The organism is Streptomyces sp. NPDC041200 (assembly GCF_055591805.1).
This window is the reverse complement of sequence record NZ_JBVIZF010000070.1, coordinates 1-18,009: the sequence shown is the minus strand read 5'-3', so window position 1 is coordinate 18,009 and position 18,009 is coordinate 1. Positions and strand designations below refer to the sequence as shown.

Sequence of the window (18,009 nt, the reverse complement as noted above, 5' to 3'; positions counted from 1 at the left end):
CGGCAGGCGCTGGCCGGTGCGGGGCTGTCGGCGTCCGAGGTGGACGCGGTGGAGGCGCACGGTACGGGGACGACGCTGGGTGACCCGATCGAGGCTCAGGCGCTGCTGGCGACGTACGGCCAGGAACGCACGGTCGATCAGCCGCTGTGGCTGGGGTCGGTGAAGTCGAATATCGGGCATACGCAGGCGGCCGCGGGTGTGGCCGGTGTCATCAAGATGGTGCAGGCCATGCGGCATGGTGTGCTGCCCGCCTCGCTGCACATCGACGAGCCGACGCCCCATGTCGACTGGGCCAGCGGTGCCGTGCGGCTGCTGACGGAGCCCGTGCAGTGGCCACAGGGCGAGCGTCCGCGCCGCGCCGGAGTGTCCTCCTTCGGAGCCTCCGGTACGAACGCCCACCTCATCCTGGAGCAGGCCCCGGACGCGCCGCCCGAGCCGGAACCGGTGCCTGAGCACGGCGCTGTCGTGCCCTGGGTGCTGTCCGCGCGCAGTACGGAGGCGCTGCGCGGGCAGGCCGCGGCGCTGGCGGAGCGTCTGACCGAGGACGCTGAGCTGACGTCGGTGGACGTGGGCTGGTCGCTCGTCAGCACCCGGTCGGTGTTCGAGCACCGTTCGGTGGTGGTGGGCGACGACCGAGCGGAGCTGGTGGCGGCCGTCCAGGCACTGGCGGCCGGTGAGTCCCACCCGGATGTGGTGCACACGGAGGTTCCGGCACCGGCGACCGATAGGGCTCCGGTGCTGGTGTTCCCAGGCCAGGGGGCGCAGTGGGCCGGGATGGGGGCTGGGCTGCTCGACGCGTCGCCGGTGTTCGCGGCGCGGGTGGCGGAGTGTGAGCGGGCGCTGTCGCCGTACGTTGATTGGTCGCTCACGGATGTTCTGCGCGGTGCTGAGGGCGCGGCTGATATGAGCCGGGTGGATGTGGTGCAGCCGGTGCTGTGGGCGGTGATGGTGTCCCTGGCGGCGGTGTGGGCCGGGCATGGGGTGATGCCTGCCGCCGTGGTCGGTCACAGCCAGGGCGAGATCGCCGCTGCGGTGGTGGCCGGGGCGCTGTCGCTGGAGGACGGCGCGAAGGTGGTGGCCCTGCGCAGCAGGGCATTGCGCCAGCTGGCCGGTGGCGGAGCGATGGCGTCGCTGGGCGTAGGCCAGGAGCAGGCCGGACAGCTGCTGGCCCGGCTCGGCGACCAGGGCGCCGGGGTGGGCGTGGCGGCAGTCAACGGGCCCTCTTCCACGGTCATTTCAGGCCCCCCGCAGCAGGTGGCCGCCATGGTGGCCGCCTGCCGGGAGAACGGCGACCGCGCACGGCTCATCGACGTGGACTACGCCTCACACGGCCCCCAGATCGACGAGATCCGCGACGAGCTGTTCCGTGAACTGGACGGTATCCACCCGAACGACACCCCCGGAACAGGCATCACGTTCTACTCCACGGTGACCGGCGGCCCCGCCGATCCGGCACATCTGGACACCGCCTATTGGGTGAGGAATCTGCGGGAGCGCGTACGGTTCGCCGACGCACTCAAAGCGGCGCTGGCCGACGGGCATCGGGTGTTCATCGAGACCAGCACCCACCCCGTGCTGACCATCGGCATGCAGGAGACCTTCGAGCGCACCGGTGTGGAGGCCGTCACAATCCCCACACTGCGCCGCGACCACGGAGACCGGGCCCAGCTGCTGCGCGCGCTCGCCCAGGCGTTCATCGCCGGTGCCGACGTCGACTGGACGACCCTGTACCCCGCCTCGCCCTCGCCCCGGGCCGTGGAGCTGCCCACCTACGCGTTCCAGCGTGAGCGGTATTGGCTCGACGGCCATAGCGGTCGCGGCGGCGACCCCGCCGAGCTCGGTCTGGTGTCCGCGCGGCACCGTGTGCTGGCCGCCGCCGTTGAGCTTGCCGATGGCAGCGGCCAGGTTCTGACGGGACGGCTCTCGGCACACCGGCAGACGTGGCTCGGTGACCACGTGGTGGCGGACGCGGTACTGGTGCCGGGCGCGGCCCTGGCGGAGTGGGCACTGCGAGCCGCCGACGAAGTCGGCGCCGGTGGCGTGGAGGAACTGGCGCTTCACGTCCCGCTGGTGCTGCCCCCGTCCGGTGGGGTGCGGCTTCAGGTGGTCGTCGGCGCGTCCGGGGACGATGGACGACGCGACGTACGGGTGTACTCGCGGCCCGATGGCGATGCCGACTCCGGTGCCGCGTGGGTGTGCCACGCGGAGGGCGTGCTGAGCGCGCCCGGCGACCGCGCCGACGACGCGGCGGTTCTGGGCGGTGCCTGGCCCCCGGCGAGCGCGGAGCCGCTGGAGACGGAGGGATTCTACGAACGCGTCGCGGCCTCGGGATATGTGTACGGCCCGTCCTTCCAGGGGCTGCGGGCGGTGTGGCAGGACGGCGCGGACGTCCTGGCCGAAGTGGTGTTGCCGGACGCCGCTGGCGAGCACGGTGGCTTCGGCATCCACCCGGCACTCCTTGACGCCGCCCTGCACCCGGCCCTGCTCATCGACCAGCTCGCCACCGGCACGGACACCGAGACCACCCCCGGCCAGGTGTGGCTGCCGTTCGCGTGGAACGGCGTGCGGCTGTGGGCAGCCGAGGCGACCACGGTCCGGGTCCGGCTCTCCCCCCATGAGCAGAGCGCGGACGGCGAACGAGCGCTGTGCGTGACCGTGGCCGATGCGGTCGGTGCGCCGGTGCTGACCGTGGATTCGGTGGCGATGCGCCCGGCGAGTGCGGACCAGCTGCGGTCGGCGCACACCCGCCGTACGGACAGCCTGTTCACCCTCGACTGGACCTCCCAGCCCCTCGCCGTGCGCACCACGGAACCAGCGGGCGACGACGGTCCCTGGGCCGTGCTGGGTACCGATTCCCCGCACCTCGCCGGGCCGGGCGCGAACCACCTCGCAGATCTCACCGCGTTGATCGAGGCGCTCGATCGCGGGGAACCGGCCCCGCCGGTGGTCTTCGCCGACGTACCGTCCACGGGCATCGGCGACGAAATGGCGGCCGAGGGCCTGGCCGTGACGGAACGGGCGCTGGCCCTGCTCCAGGGCTGGCTGGCCGAACCAAGGTTGTACGACGCCCGGTTGGTGGTCGTCACGCACAGCGCGGTCACGCACGGCGCGGTCACGGACGGTGTGGATATGTCGGCGGCCGCCGTGTGGGGCCTGGTACGCAGCGCCCAGTCGGAGAACCCCGGCCGGTTCCTCCTGCTCGACCTCGACCCCCACCACGACACCGACACCGACACCGTCCGGTCTGCCGTCACACACGCCGTGGAGAGTGACGAACCGCAGCTCGCCATCCGCGCGGGTCGGGTCCTGGTGCCCCGCCTCGTCCGGGCCGGTGCGGGCGGCGCGGGGCTCGTGGGCCCGGTGGAGCAACCGGCCGCGTGGCGGTTGGACACCGTTGGCACGGCCACTCTGGACAACGTGGTGCCGGTGCCCTGCCCGGAGGTGCTGGAGCCGCTGGGAGCGGGTCAGGTGCGCATCGCCGTCCGCGCGGCCGGTATCAACTTCCGGGACGTCGTGGTGAGCCTGGGCATGGTCCCGGGGCAGACGGGGATGGGTGGCGAAGGTGCCGGTGTGGTGGTGGACATCGGCCCTGGCGTGACCGACGTCGCGGTGGGAGACGAGGTCATGGGTGTCTTCGACCAGTCCTTCGGCCCCCTGACGGTCACGGGCGCACGGCTGCTGGCCCCCGTACCGGCCGGATGGACCTTCCAGCAGGCCGCCGCCGTACCGGTGGCGTTCCTCACCGCCTGGTATGGGCTCACGGACCTCGCCGGACTCGGGCCGGGCCAGTCGGTGCTGATCCATGCCGCGACGGGTGGCGTGGGTATGGCAGCGGTGCAGATCGCCCGCCATCTGGGCGCGGAGATCTACGCCACGGCCTCCCCGGCCAAGCATGCCGTGCTGGAAGCCATGGGCATCGACCAGGCACACCGCGCCTCATCACGTGACCTGGACTTCGAGGACGCCGTGCGGGAGGCCACGGGGGGCCGTGGCGTGGACGTCGTCCTGAACAGCCTGGCCGGGCCCTTCGTGGACGCCTCGCTGCGGTTGCTGGTCGAGGGTGGCCGGTTGCTGGAGATGGGGAAGACCGACATCCGCGATCCGGAGCAGATCGCTGCCGAGCGTCCCGGGGTGCGGTACGAGGCGTACGACCTGATCACGGGTGCCGGGCCGGACCGTATCGGCCGGATGCTGCGTGAGCTGGGTGAGCTGTTCGCGGCGGGCGTTCTGGCCCCGCCGCCGGTACGGGCGTGGCCGTTGTGCCGGGCGCGGGAGGCGCTGCGGCATCTGAGCCAGGCCAAGCACACCGGGAAGCTGGTACTCGATGTCCCGGCCCCGGTGGATCCGGAGGGCACGGTGCTCATCACCGGTGGTACCGGAACCCTGGGCGGGCAGGTGGCCGAACACCTCGTCCGCACCTGGGGCGTCCGGCATCTCCTCCTGGTCAGTCGAAGCGGCCCTGATGCCCCCGGCGCCAAGGAACTGGCCATCCAGCTCGGTGAGTTGGGCGCCGAGGTGCGGATCGCCGCAGCCGATGTGGCCGACCCCGTCACCGTCAACGACCTCATCGCGGGCGTCGACCCGGCGCACCCGCTGACCGGTGTCATCCACGCCGCGGGCGTGCTGGACGACGCGATGCTTCCCGCGCAGTCCCCGGAGCGGCTGGCGCGGGTGTGGGCGGCCAAAGCGACCGCCGCGGCCAATCTGCACGCGGCGACGGCGCGTCTACGCCTCGACGCGTTCGTCATGTTCTCCTCCTTCGCCTCCGATCTGGGCACTCCCAGTCAGTCCAACTACGCGGCCGCCAACGCCTTCTGCGACGCCCTCGCAGCCCATCGCCAGGCCGCCGGTCTGCCGGGGCTGTCGGTGGCCTGGGGGCTATGGGCGGCCACCAGTGGCCTTACCGCCCGGCTGGACACCGCCAACCTGGCCAGGATCGGGCGACTGGGGATCACGGCCAACACCACCGAAGAGGGGCTGGCCCTGCTGGACGCGGCGTACCGCCACGGCCGCCCCCATCTGCTGGCGCTCACGCTGGACACCCGGGTCCTGGCCGCCCAGGACACTGCCACCTTGCCCGCCCCGCTCCGGGCGCTCGCGGTCACCGGCGGCAGCGGTCGCGTCCGGCCGACCGCGGCGGCCGGTGCCCAGCCGACCGACTGGTCCGGCAGGCTCCGCGGACTGCCGTCCCCCGAGCAGCACCGGCTGCTGCTCAATCTGGTGCGCAGCCACGCCGCCACCGTGCTGGGCCACGCCGACCCCGCCACGGTCCACCCGGACGCGTCGTTCAAGGACCTCGGCTTCGATTCGCTGACGGGCGTCGAACTGCGCAACCGGCTGGCCGCGGCCACCGGGCTGCGGCTGCCGGCGGCGCTCGTCTTCGACCATCCCGAAGCGGCCGCGCTCGCCGAACACCTGCGCGGTCAACTCGCCCCGGACGACGCGGGGTCCCCGGGCCGGGACGCCCCCCACCCGGTCTTTAACGAGCTGGTCAGGCTGGAGAACAGCCTGTCCGCCGTGGCCGTCGAGGACCTGGATTCCGGGGCGGTCACGACCCGGCTGGAGACCTTGCTCGCGCGCTGGAAAGCGATGTGCCCCTCGGGTGACGACGGCGGCGCCGTGGAGCGGCTGCAGGTCGCGACCGCCGATCAGGTGCTGGATTTCATCGACAACGAGCTTGGCCTGTCATGACCGACGTGGCGCGCCCTTACGCGGAAGGCCGGGTGACCCTCTGTGCCGCATGCTGATGAAGAGAAGCTGGTCGACTATCTGAGGCGAGTGGCAGGCGATCTCCACGAGACGCGTCAGCGGCTCCGCGCCATGGAGGACCGCTCCCAGGAGCCGGTGGCCGTGGTGAGCATGGCCTGCCGGTATCCGGGCGGTGTGCGCACGCCCGAGGACCTGTGGCGGCTCATCGCCTCCGGCGAACACGCCATGGGGGTGTTCCCCACGGACCGGGGCTGGGACCTGGAGAGCCTGTTCCACCCGGACCCGGACCACCCCGGCACCAGCCACGCCCGCGAGGGTGGTTTCCTTTACGACGCCGACCGGTTCGATCCCGAGTTCTTCGGCATCAGCCCGCGCGAGGCCGTGGCCGTCGACCCTCAGCAGCGGCTGCTGCTGGAGGTGGCCTGGGAGCTTCTGGAGCGCGCCGGAATCGACCCGGCCACGCTGAAGGGCAGCTCGACGGGTGTCTACGCAGGGACCGCCCTCCCTGGATTCGGTACGCCGCACATCGACAGGAGCGCCGAGGGCTACCTGGTGACGGGCAACGCCCCCAGTGTGCTGTCGGGCCGGGTGGCGTACACGCTCGGTCTGGAAGGGCCCGCGGTGACGGTGGACACGGCGTGTTCGTCCTCGCTGGTGGCCATGCACCTGGCCTGTCAGGCGCTGCGGCAGGGCGAATGCGGTCTGGCCCTGGCCGGTGGTGTGACCGTGATGGCGATCCCGAATGTCTTCACCGAGTTCTCCCGGCAGCGGGGCCTCGCGCCCGACGGCCGGTGCAAGGCGTTCTCGGCGGACGCCGACGGCACCGCCTTCGCCGAGGGCGTCGGCCTGGTGCTGCTGGAGCGGCTGTCCGACGCCCGCCGCCACGGCCACCGGGTGCTGGCGGTCATCCGGGGCTCGGCCATCAACCAGGACGGCGCCTCGAACGGCCTGACCGCGCCCAACGGTCCCTCCCAACAACGGGTCATCACCCAGGCGTTGGCGAACGCACGACTGTCACCGGACGAGGTCGACGTGGTCGAGGCGCATGGCACCGGCACCCGGCTGGGCGACCCCATCGAGGCCCACGCGCTGCTGACCACCTACGGCCAGGAGCGGCCCGACGAGAAGCCACTGTGGCTGGGGTCGGTCAAGTCGAACATCGGCCACACCCAGGGCGCGGCGGGGGTGGCGGGCGTCATCAAGATGGTCATGGCGATGCGGTACGAAACGCTGCCCGCCACGCTGAACGTCAACCAGCCGACTCCGCATGTGAATTGGGACGCGGGCGCCGTACGCCTGCTCACCGAACCCGTCGCCTGGCCACGCGGCGAACGCCCGCGCCGGGCCGCCGTGTCCTCGTTCGGGATCTCCGGAACCAACGCCCACCTCCTCCTCGAATCCGCACCGGCCCCCGTCGAATCCGCACCGGACGGCTCACTCGCGCGCCCGGCCGCCGAGGGCACGCCGCACGAGGGCCGGGCACTGCCCTGGGTGCTGTCCGCCCGTACCGGCCAGGCGCTGCGCGACCAGGCCGCCGCCCTGGCCGCCCATGCCGATGCCCATCCTCGGCTTGACCTGGCCGACGTGGGCTGGTCGCTCGCCAGGACCCGTACTGTCTTCGAACACCGGGCCGTGATCCTGGGCGATGACCGCGACCAGCTCCAGACGGCCGTACGCGCCCTGGCCGACGACCGGGCCCACCCCGGGCTGACCCGCGCCGGGGCGGCCCGTACCGGCGCCACCGCGTTCATGTTCACCGGGCAGGGCAGCCAACGTCCCGTCATGGGCGCTGAGTTGTACCAGAGCTTCGAAGCGTTCGCCACGGCCCTCGACGAGGCCTGTGCCCACTTGGACCCGCTGCTCGGGCGTTCGCTGCGCGCCCTCCTCTTCGCCACCGAGGACACGGACCAGGCCCGCTCCCTCCACCACACCGGAGTGACCCAGGCGGCCCTCTTCGCCCTGGAGACCGCCCTCTTCCGGCTGGTGGAGTCCTTCGGTATCGCCCCCGGATATCTGACCGGCCACTCGGTCGGCGAAATCGTGGCCGCACATGTGGCGGGCGTGCTGTCGCTGCCGGACGCCTGCACCCTCGTCGCCGCCCGGGGACGGCTCATGCAGGCGCTCCCGGCCGGTGGCGCCATGGCCGCCGTCGAGGCCACCGAGGAACAGCTCCTCCCGCTGCTCAGCGGGCAGGCGGACCGCCTCGCCCTGGCCGCCGTCAACGGCCCCACCGCCCTCGTGGTGTCCGGCGCCGAGGACGCCGTCGAGGAGGTGGTGCGCACCCTCAAGGAGCGGGGCCACCGCACCAAGCGGCTGCGCGTCAGCCATGCCTTCCACTCGCCGCTCCTCCAGCCCATGCTGGACGACTTCCGCGAGGTGGCCCGCACCCTCACCTACCACGTGCCGCACACCCCCGTGATCTCCAACCTCACGGGCGAGGTGGCCGACGCCGACCAGCTCCGCGACCCGGAGTACTGGGTACGCCACGTCCGCGAGCCCGTACGGTTCCACGACGGACTGCGGACCCTGCGCGCCGAGGGCGTGGTGCGCTACCTCGAACTCGGCCCGGACGCCGTCCTCACCACCATGGCCGAGGACGCCCTGACCACTGACGGGGCGGCAACCGAGGGGGCAGCACCGGAGACGGCGCCGGTGTTCGCCACCGTCCTGCGCCACGGCCGCGACGAGCCCCGTACCCTGCTGTCCGCCCTGGCCAGGATGCACATCGACGGCGGCACCGCCGACTTCTCCGCCGCGCTGCCCGATGGCGCGGGCCACGTCGACCTGCCCACCTACCAGTTCCAGCGCGAGCGCTACTGGCGCCCCGTCCCGAACGGCACCGCCGACGTACGCGCCGCCGGGCTCGGCGCTACCGGGCACCCCCTCCTCCAAGCCGCCGTGGAAACACCCGAGGGCGAACTGCTGCTCACCGGGCGGCTGTCGCTGAACACCCACCCCTGGCTGGCGGACCACACCATCGCGGACAGCGTGCCGCTGCCCGGCACCGCCCTCCTGGAACTGGCCCTGCTCGCCGCTGCGCGGACGGGCTGCGACCTGGTCGACGACCTCACCCTGGAGACCCCGCTGCTCCTGCCCGCCTCCGGCGCGGTGTGCGTCCAGCTGGCGGTCGCCGCACCCGACGACACGGGCCGACGCGCGCTCACCCTCTTCTCCCGCCCTGCGGACCAAGACGACGAATCCCCGGCAGCCATGGAGGCCCCGGGAGCCGTGGACACCTGGCGCCGCCACGCCGTAGGCCTCCTCGCAGTCGCGGCCCTGGCGGCGACGCCCGACCCGGCGGAACCCCCGGCGCCGTGGCCACCGGCCGACGCCGTCCCGGTCGATGTGGCGGACCTGTACCGGCGCCTCACCGAACAGGGGTACGCGTACGGGCCCTCCTTCCGGGGACTGCACGCCGCGTGGCGGCACGGCGAGGACATGCTCGCCGACGTGCGGCTGGCCACCGAGCAGTGCGCCGAGGCCGAGGGCTTCGGCCTGCACCCCGCCCTGCTCGACAGCGCGCTGCACCCGGTGGAGGAGCTGTTCAACGCCCACGACGCGCCCTCTGAGGGCACCCCCGGCACCGTCAGGCTGCCGTTCTCCTTCAGCGGGGTACGGCTGTTCGCCACCGGCGCCACCCGGTTACGGGTCCGCATCACCCCGACCGGCCCCGACACCGTCGCGCTCGACCTGACCGACGACCACGGCGCCGTGGCCGCCACCATCGAAACCCTCGGGCTGCGTGAGATCCCCGCCGACCGCTGGCGCGCCACCCGCACCGACGACTCCCTGTACCGGCTCGACTGGCAGCCCCGACCACTGCCCCCGGGCCCACCGGCACCGGCCGAGAGCTGGGCCGTCGTCGGCCCCGACCCCCTGGACCTGGCCGACGGCCCCGAACCCGTCTCCGTACACCCGGACTTGGCCGCACTGCAGGCCACCATCCACACAGGGCTGCCGGTCCCGAGCCTCGTCATCATCCCGTGCCCCGGACCCGACAGCGCGTCGCCCGGCCCCGACCAGATCCCCGCACAGGTGCGCGCGGCCGCCCAGCAGATGCTGGACACGTTGCGCGCGTGGCTGAACGACGACCGGTTCGGCACGGCCCGGCTGGCGATCGCGACCCGTGGCGCCGTCGCCGCCACCCCCGAGGACCCACCCGCGGACCTGATCACCGCACCGCTCTGGGGCCTGATCCGCGCCGCGCAGGCCGAGCACCCCGACCGGATCCTGCTGCTGGACCTGGACGGTGACACGGCCTCCCGCCACGCCCTGCGCGCCGCGCTCCCGGCCGCCGTGGCAGCCGGTGAATCCGAGCTGGCGGTACGGGCCGGGACCGTACGCGTCCCCCGCCTGGTCCGCGTCCACCCCGACCACGAGGCGCCACCGCCCGCCCTCGACCCGGACGGAACCGTCCTGATCACCGGCGGCACCGGCGCGCTCGGGCGGCTGGTCGCCCGGCATCTGGCCACCGCACACGGTGCCCGGCGTCTGCTGCTGGTCTCCCGGCGCGGCCCGGCCGCGCGGGACATCGACACCGTCACCGCCGAACTGGCCGACCTGGGCGTGGACGTGCGGGTCGCCGCCTGTGACGTCACTGATCCGCGCGCAGTGGCCGATCTGCTGGCCACCATCCCTGCCGCACACCCACTGACCGCCGTCGTCCACGCCGCCGGGGTGCTGGACGACGGCGTGGTCACCTCGCTGACGCCCGAGCGGTTCGACGCCGTACTCGCCCCGAAGGTCGACGCGGCATGGCATCTGCACCGGCTGACCCGCGAGATGGCTCCGGCGGCGTTCGTGATGTTCTCCTCCGCCGCCTCCCTGATGGGCAATGGCGGGCAGGCCAACTACGCGGCCGCCAACATGTTCCTCAACGCCCTCGCCGAACACCGCCGCGCCGAAGGCCTGGTGACTCACACACTGGCCTGGGGGCTGCTGGCCTCGGCCGGTGGCATGACCCAGGACCTCGACGACGCCGACCTGGCCAGGATGGCGCGCTCCGGCGTCGCCCCCATCGCGGACGACCAGGTGCCGGTGCTATTGGACACCGCGCTGACCAGCCCGTACCCCGTCCTCGTGCCGGTCCGCTTCGATCTGGCCGCGCTGCGCGCCCGGGCCGCCGCCGGGCCGCTGCCGCCCGTACTGCGGGCCCTGGTGCCCAGCCCCGCCCGGCGGCCCGCCCAGGACACCGGGGCAGTGCCCTGGGCCGAACGGCTGGCGGACCTGCCCGCCACCGAGCAGGACCGTGTCCTCGGCGAGCTGGTCCGCGCCCAGGTCGCCACCGTGCTCGCCCATCCGGCACCGGAGGCCATCGAGCTGGGCCGGGCCTTCCAGGAACTCGGCTTCGACTCACTCACCGCCCTCGACCTGCGCAACCGGCTCAACGCGGCCACCGGGACCCGGATTCCGGCCACCGTCATCTTCGACTATCCGACCCCCGGCGCCCTGGTGGCCTTCCTGCGCGAGAAGCTGATCGGGACCCGCGACGCCACACCCCTCGTCCCCGTGGCCGCCGCGGTGGCCGCCGACGACGATCCCATCGCCATCGTCGGCATGGCCTGCCACTATCCGGGCGGTGTCGGCTCCCCGGACGACTTGTGGCGGCTGGTGTCCGAGGGCGTCGACGCGATCGGCGAGTTCCCCGCGGACCGGGGCTGGGACCTGGCCGGGCTCTTCGACCCGGACCCGGACCACACCGGCACCAGCTACGCCCGCGAGGGCGGATTCCTGTACGACGCCGCCCGGTTCGACGCCGAGTTCTTCGGCATCAGCCCGCGCGAGGCCCTGGCCACCGACCCGCAGCAGCGGCTGCTGCTGGAGACCGCGTGGCAGGCCTTCGAGGACGCGGGCATCGACCCGATGACCCTGCGCGGCACCCGGACCGCCGTGATCACCGGCGTCATGTACGACGACTACGGCAGCCGCTTCCTGGGCCGTACCCCCGAGGGCGTCGAGGGGCGCCTGATGACGGGCAGCACCCCGAGCATCGCCTCCGGGCGCGTGGCGTTCACCTTCGGTCTGGAGGGGCCCGCGGTGACGGTGGACACGGCGTGTTCGTCGTCGCTGGTGGCCATGCATCTGGCGGCCCAGGCCCTGCGTCAGGGTGAGTGCACCCTTGCCCTGGCGGGCGGTGTGACCGTGATGGCCACGCCGAACACGTTCGTCGAGTTCTCGCGGCAGCGCGGACTGGCCACGGACGGCCGCTGCAAACCGTTCGCGGCGGCGGCCGACGGCACCGGCTGGGGCGAGGGCATCGGACTCCTCGTCCTGGAACGGCTGTCGGACGCCCGGCGGAGTGGCCACCAGGTGCTGGCCCTGCTCCGGGGCTCGGCCGTCAACCAGGACGGCGCCTCCAACGGCCTGACCGCGCCGAACGGCCCCTCGCAGCAGCGGGTGATCCGGCAGGCGCTCGCCACCGCCCGCCTCACCCCCGGCGACATCGACGCGGTGGAGGCCCACGGCACCGGAACCACGCTCGGCGACCCGATCGAAGCGCAGGCGCTGCTCGCCACCTACGGACAGGAGCGGCCCGACGGAAAGCCGCTGTGGCTGGGGTCGGTGAAGTCGAACATCGGCCACACCCAGGCGGCCGCCGGAGCGGCAGGCGTCATCAAGATGGTGATGGCGATGCGGCATGGCGTGCTGCCCGCCTCCCTGCACATCGACGCACCGAGCCCCCATGTGGAGTGGGAGGACGGCGTACGGCTGCTGACCGAGGCGGTGGAGTGGCCGCACGAGCAGCGGCCCCGCCGGGCCGCCGTGTCCTCCTTCGGCATCAGCGGCACCAACGCCCATGTGATCCTCGAACAGGCGCCGGAACCACACACCACCGCCGAACCCGACGCCCACCACCGCGTGGTGCCCTGGGTGCTGTCCGCACGTGGCGGCGCGGCGCTGCGCGAGCAGGCCCGGGCCCTGGCCGCCCAACTCTCCACAGTCCCCGGCGCCACGCCCGCCGAGATCGGCTGGTCACTCATCAGGACCCGCGCCCTCTTCGACCACCGGGCCGTGGTCGTCGGCGAGAGCCACGCGGAACTGCTGGCCGCGGTGCGGGCACTGGCGGCTGACGAAACCCACCCGGGCGTCGTGCAGTCCGGCGCCCTCCCGGACTCCCGTGCGACCGGTCCGGTGCTGGTGTTCCCGGGGCAGGGATCGCAGTGGCCGGGGATGGGCGCCGAACTGCTCGACACCTCCCCGGTGTTCGCGGAGCGGGTGGCCGCCTGCGAACGGGCCCTGGCCCCTTACGTCGACTGGTCCCTCACCGACGTACTGCGCGGCACCGAAGGCGTGGCCGATCTGAGCCGCGTCGATGTCGTGCAGCCGGTGCTGTGGGCGGTCATGGTGTCCCTGGCCGCCGTATGGGCCGGTCATGGCGTGAAACCCGCCGCCGTCGTGGGCCACAGCCAAGGCGAGATCGCCGCCGCCTGCGTGGCTGGGGCGCTCTCGCTGGACGACGGCGCCCGCATCGTGGCCCTGCGCAGCCGGGCCCTGCGGCGACTCGCGGGCGGTGGCGCCATGGCCTCCCTCGGCGTGGGCCGGGAACGCGCCGGGCAACTGCTCGCCGACCTGGGCGAGCGCGCGGACGCGGTGGTGGTGGCAGCCGTCAACGGACCCGCGTCGACGGTGGTGTCCGGCCCGCCCGAGCAGGTGGCCGTGGCCGTCGCCGCCTGTCGTGACATCGGTGAGCGGGCCCGGATGATCGAGGTGGACTACGCCTCCCACAGCCCCCAGGTCGACGAGATCACCGACGAACTCACCCGGCTGCTGGACGGGGTCCACCCCGCCCCGCAGACCGGGACGGGCGTGGTCTTCTACTCCACCGTGACCGCGAGCCCCGCCGACCCCGCCGGACTCGACACCGCGTACTGGGCGCGCAACCTGCGCGAACAGGTGCGGTTCGCCGATGCCGTACGGGCCGCCCTGACCGCTGGCCACCGCGTGTTCATCGAGGTCAGCACCCATCCCGTCCTCACCGTCGGCATGCAGGAAACCTTCGAGGAAGCGGACAGCGCCGCCATCGCGGTACCCACCCTGCGGCGCGACCACGGCGACCTGCCCCAGCTGGTGCGTTCGGTGGCGCAGGCGTTCACCGCCGGGGTCCAGACGGACTGGACCACGCTGTTCCCGGCCGACCCCACGCCCCGTACCGTCCCGCTGCCGACGTACGCCTTCCAGCGCGAGCGCTACTGGCTGGACGGAGCGGACACACGCGGCGGCGACCCCGCCGACCTCGGGCTGACCTCCGCCGACCACCCCCTTCTCGGGGCCGCCGTCGAACTCGCCGACGGCGACACCCATCTGCTCACCGGCCGCATCGGGACCGGTGGCGGCCACGGCTGGCTGGCCGAACACGTGGTGGCGGGCACGCCCCTGGTGCCCGGCGCCGCGCTGGTCGAATGGGCGCTGCGGGCCGCCGACGAGGCCGGGTGCGCCGTGGTGGACGAACTGACGCTGCGCACCCCGCTGATCCTCCCCGCATCCGGCGGGCTGCGCGTCCAGGTGGCGGTGGGCCCGGCCGACGAGGACGGCCGTCGCGATGTACGCGTCTACTCCCGCCCGGACGTCGGCACCGACGACACCGACACCGATGGCACCTGGCTGTGCCACGCCGACGGTGTACTCGCCCCGCCCCGAGGCCACCCCGCGCCCGAACCCGCCGGGGCATGGCCGCCACCGGGGGCGGAGCCGGTGGACGCGGACGGCTTCTACGCACGGGCCGCCGCCGATGGATACGCGTACGGGCCCGCCTTCCAGGGCGTACGCAAGCTCTGGCGGGACGGCTCCGACGTACTGGCCGAGGTGGCGTTGCCCGAAACCGCCGGTGAGTGGAGCGGATTCGGCATCCACCCCGCGCTGCTGGACGCCGTACTCCACCCGGCCGCCCTGCTCACCGGTCGGCCGCCAGGGCCGGACGACGACGGCCTGATGTGGCTGCCGTTCACCTGGAACGGAGTGTCCCTGTGGGCCGCCGGTGCGACCACGGTTCGGGTACGTCTGTCGCCGGACGAGCGGAGCGCGGACGGCGAGCGGGCGCTGCGGGTGACCGTGGCCGACGCCGTGGGCGACCCCGTCCTCACGGTCGACTCGCTGGTGTTGCGCCCCGCTCGTACGGACCAGCTGCGCACCCCGGGCCGCCGTGGCGCGGACGGGCTGTTCACCCTGGACTGGATCCCGCTGCCGGGGGTACCGGAGCCGGTGGCCGATGGCGGTGACTGGGTGGTGCTGGGCCCGGCGGCCTGGGACATCTCGGGCGCGGTGTGCCACCCGGATCTGGCGTCGCTGCTCGCGGCGGTCGACGTTGGCGGGCCCGTCCCCTCGGGGGTACTGACCGGTGTCCCGGCGGCACCGGCGGCCACCTCGGCCGAGGGCATGGCAGCTGAGGGCATGGCCGTCGTCCAGCGCATGCTGAGTCTGCTCCAGGCGTGGCTGGCCGAACCTCGTCTGACCGACGCCCAGTTGGTGGTGGTGACGCGAGGTGCCGTCGCGGCCGGTGCACCGGACAGGGACGACCCGGAAACCGGTGCCGTGGACGCGGTCGGTGCGGCGGTGTGGGGGCTGCTGCGCAGCGCGCAGGCGGAGAACCCCGACCGGTTCGTCCTGCTCGACCTCGATCCCCATGGGTCGGCGGAAGCACCGGGCACAGGTGTCCTGGACGGTGTGCTGTGTGCGAGGGGGCTGGCCGAACCGCAGGTGGCGGTGCGCGCGGGCCGGGTGTGGGCGCCACGGCTGATGCGCGCCGGGGCCGCCGGGAGCGGCGGTCTGGTGGCGCCGGTGGCGCAATCGGCCTGGCGACTCGCGGTGGAGGGCGCCGCGACCATCGAGAACGTCACCCCGGTGCCCTGCCCCGAGGTGCTGGAACCACTGGGCCCCGGCGAGGTCCGCGTGGCGGTCCACGCGGCAGGCCTCAACTTCCGCGACGCCCTGATCGCCGTCGGAATGTATCCCGGCGGCGGGGTTTTCCGGGGTAGCGAAGGCGCGGGCGTGGTCACGGACATCGGTGCCGGTGTGACCGGGCTCGCCGTGGGCGACCGCGTGATGGGCCTGTTCGAAGGCGCCTTCGGCCCGCTGGCGGTGGCGGACGCCCGCATGGTGGTGCCGATCCCGGAGGGCTGGAGCTTCCAGCAGGCCGCCGCCGTACCCGTCGTGTTCCTCACTGCCTGGTACGGGCTGGTGGACCTGGCCGGACTGCGGCCCGGCGAGTCGGTGCTCATCCACGCCGCGACCGGTGGCGTCGGCATGGCCGCCGTCCAAATCGCCCGCCACCTGGGCGCCGAGGTCTACGCCACGGCGAGCCCCGGAAAACACCCGGTGTTGGAGGAGATGGGCATCGACGCGGCACACCGGGCCTCATCACGCACCCTCGACTTCGAGACCGGGCTACGGGACGCGACCGGTGGCCGTGGCGTGGACGTGGTGTTGAACAGCCTCGCCGGACCCTTCGTCGACGCCTCGCTGCGGCTGCTGGCCGAGGGCGGGCGGCTCTCGGAAATGGGCAAGACCGACATCCGCGACCCGGAACGCGTCGCCGCCACCCACCGCGGTGTGCGCTACCGGGCCTTCGACCTGGTGCCCGACGCCGGACCGGACCGCATCGGCGAAATGCTGCGCACGCTGCGTGAGCTGTTCACCGCCGGAGTGCTGCGGCCCGCGCCCCTGCGGAGGTGGCCACTGAGCCGGGCGCGGGAAGCGCTGCGGCAGCTCAGCCAGGCCCGCCACACCGGCAAGCTGGTCCTGGACGTACCCGCCGCCGTGAACCCGGACGGCACGGTGCTCATCACGGGCGGCACCGGCACGCTGGGCGGTGTCGTCGCCGAACACCTCGTACGCACCTGGCAGGTCCGCCACCTGGTGCTGGCGAGCAGGCGCGGCACGGACGCACCGGGCGCCGCGGATCTGACCGCCCGCCTCCGTGAACTGGGCGCCCAGGTGCGCGTGGTCACGGTGGACGTCACGGACGCGGCCGCGGTGGCGGAGCTGGTGGCGGGCATCGACGCGGAGCATCCGCTGACCGGTGTCATCCACGCCACGGGTGTGCTCGACGACGCGGTGCTCACCTCGCAGACGCCGGAGCGGGTGGCGCGGGTGTGGAAGGCCAAGGCGACGGCGGCGGCCCATCTGCACGCGGCGACGGCGGATCTGCGGCTCGGCATGTTCGTGATGTTCTCCTCCGCGGCAGGGGTGCTGGGCAGCCCCGGACAGGCCAACTACGCCGCTGCCAACGCCTTCTGCGATGCCCTGGCCGTCCGCCGCCGGGCCGTAGGGCTGCCGGGCGTGTCGGTGGCCTGGGGGCTGTGGGCCGACGCCAGTGGGATGACGGGCCACCTCGCCGAGGCCGACCTCGCCCGGATGGCCCGTACGGGCGTGGGCGCCCTCGCCACCCGGCAGGGCCTGGCCCTGCTCGACGCCGCCGCCCAGCACGGCGGCGACCTGCTGGTGGCGGCGGACGTGAACACCCGGACGCTGGCCGCGCTGCCCGCCGAGCGCCTGCCCGCCACCCTGCGCGCACTCGCCACCACCCGTGGCGGGGGCGCTGGCGCGGGGAGGCGTAAGGCGGCGGCCGCCGAGGCGGGACAACCCGCCGACTGGGCCGACCGGCTGGCCGGGCTGTCGGCAGCCGAGCGCCACCGGCTGGTGCTGGGCCTGGTCCGAGGCCACGCGGCCACCGTGCTGGGGCACACCGATGTGGACGCGGTGCAGGCCGAGGCCAGCTTCAAGGAGCTGGGCTTCGATTCGCTGACCGCCGTGGAACTGCGCAACCGGCTCGCCGCCGCCACCGGTCTGCGGCTGCCCGCCGCGCTGGTGTTCGACTACCCCGAGGCCGCAGTGCTCGCCGAATACCTGCTGGAACGGCTCGCACCCGACGACGCGGCCACCGGGGGCCGGGACGGTGTGGACCCCGTTCTGGGCGAGCTGGCCAGGCTGGACCACGCCCTGGACGCCCTCGCCACGGACGAAGAGGGACGGCTCAGGATCGCCAAGCGGCTGAGCGGGCTGCTGGCGAAGGTGAACGGCGGACCGACCGAGGCGTCCGGCACGACGGACTTCGACGCCCTCGAATCCGCTTCGGACGACGAGATGTTCGCGCTCATTGACCGTGAACTGCCCTGATGGAGGAGCGAGAACAGATGCCAGGTATGGGCAAGGGTACGGAGACGGGCAACGGTACGGGGGCGGGTACGGGTACCGGTACGGAGGAAAAGCTCCGCCAGTACCTCAAGCGGGTGACGGCCGATCTGGGGCAGACCCGTCAGCGCCTGCGCGAGGTGGAGGAGCGGGCGCAGGAGCCGGTGGCCATCG

The 18,009-nt window shown here is 73.4% G+C and carries 3 protein-coding genes; all 3 read left to right on the top strand.

What is annotated here, in order from left to right:
- On the top strand, positions 1-5,691 hold a 5,691-nt coding region (locus ACZ6CL_RS41560), incomplete at its 5' end, for a type I polyketide synthase (protein ID WP_468946430.1).
- Between the two features lie 42 nt (positions 5,692-5,733).
- Positions 5,734-17,820, top strand: a complete 12,087-nt coding sequence (locus ACZ6CL_RS41555) for an SDR family NAD(P)-dependent oxidoreductase (protein ID WP_468946428.1) — start codon at positions 5,734-5,736, stop codon at positions 17,818-17,820.
- The coding region (locus tag ACZ6CL_RS41550) for a polyketide synthase docking domain-containing protein (protein ID WP_468946425.1) at positions 17,820-18,009 on the top strand (190 nt) is incomplete at its 3' end. The genes ACZ6CL_RS41555 and ACZ6CL_RS41550, both read left to right, overlap by 1 nt.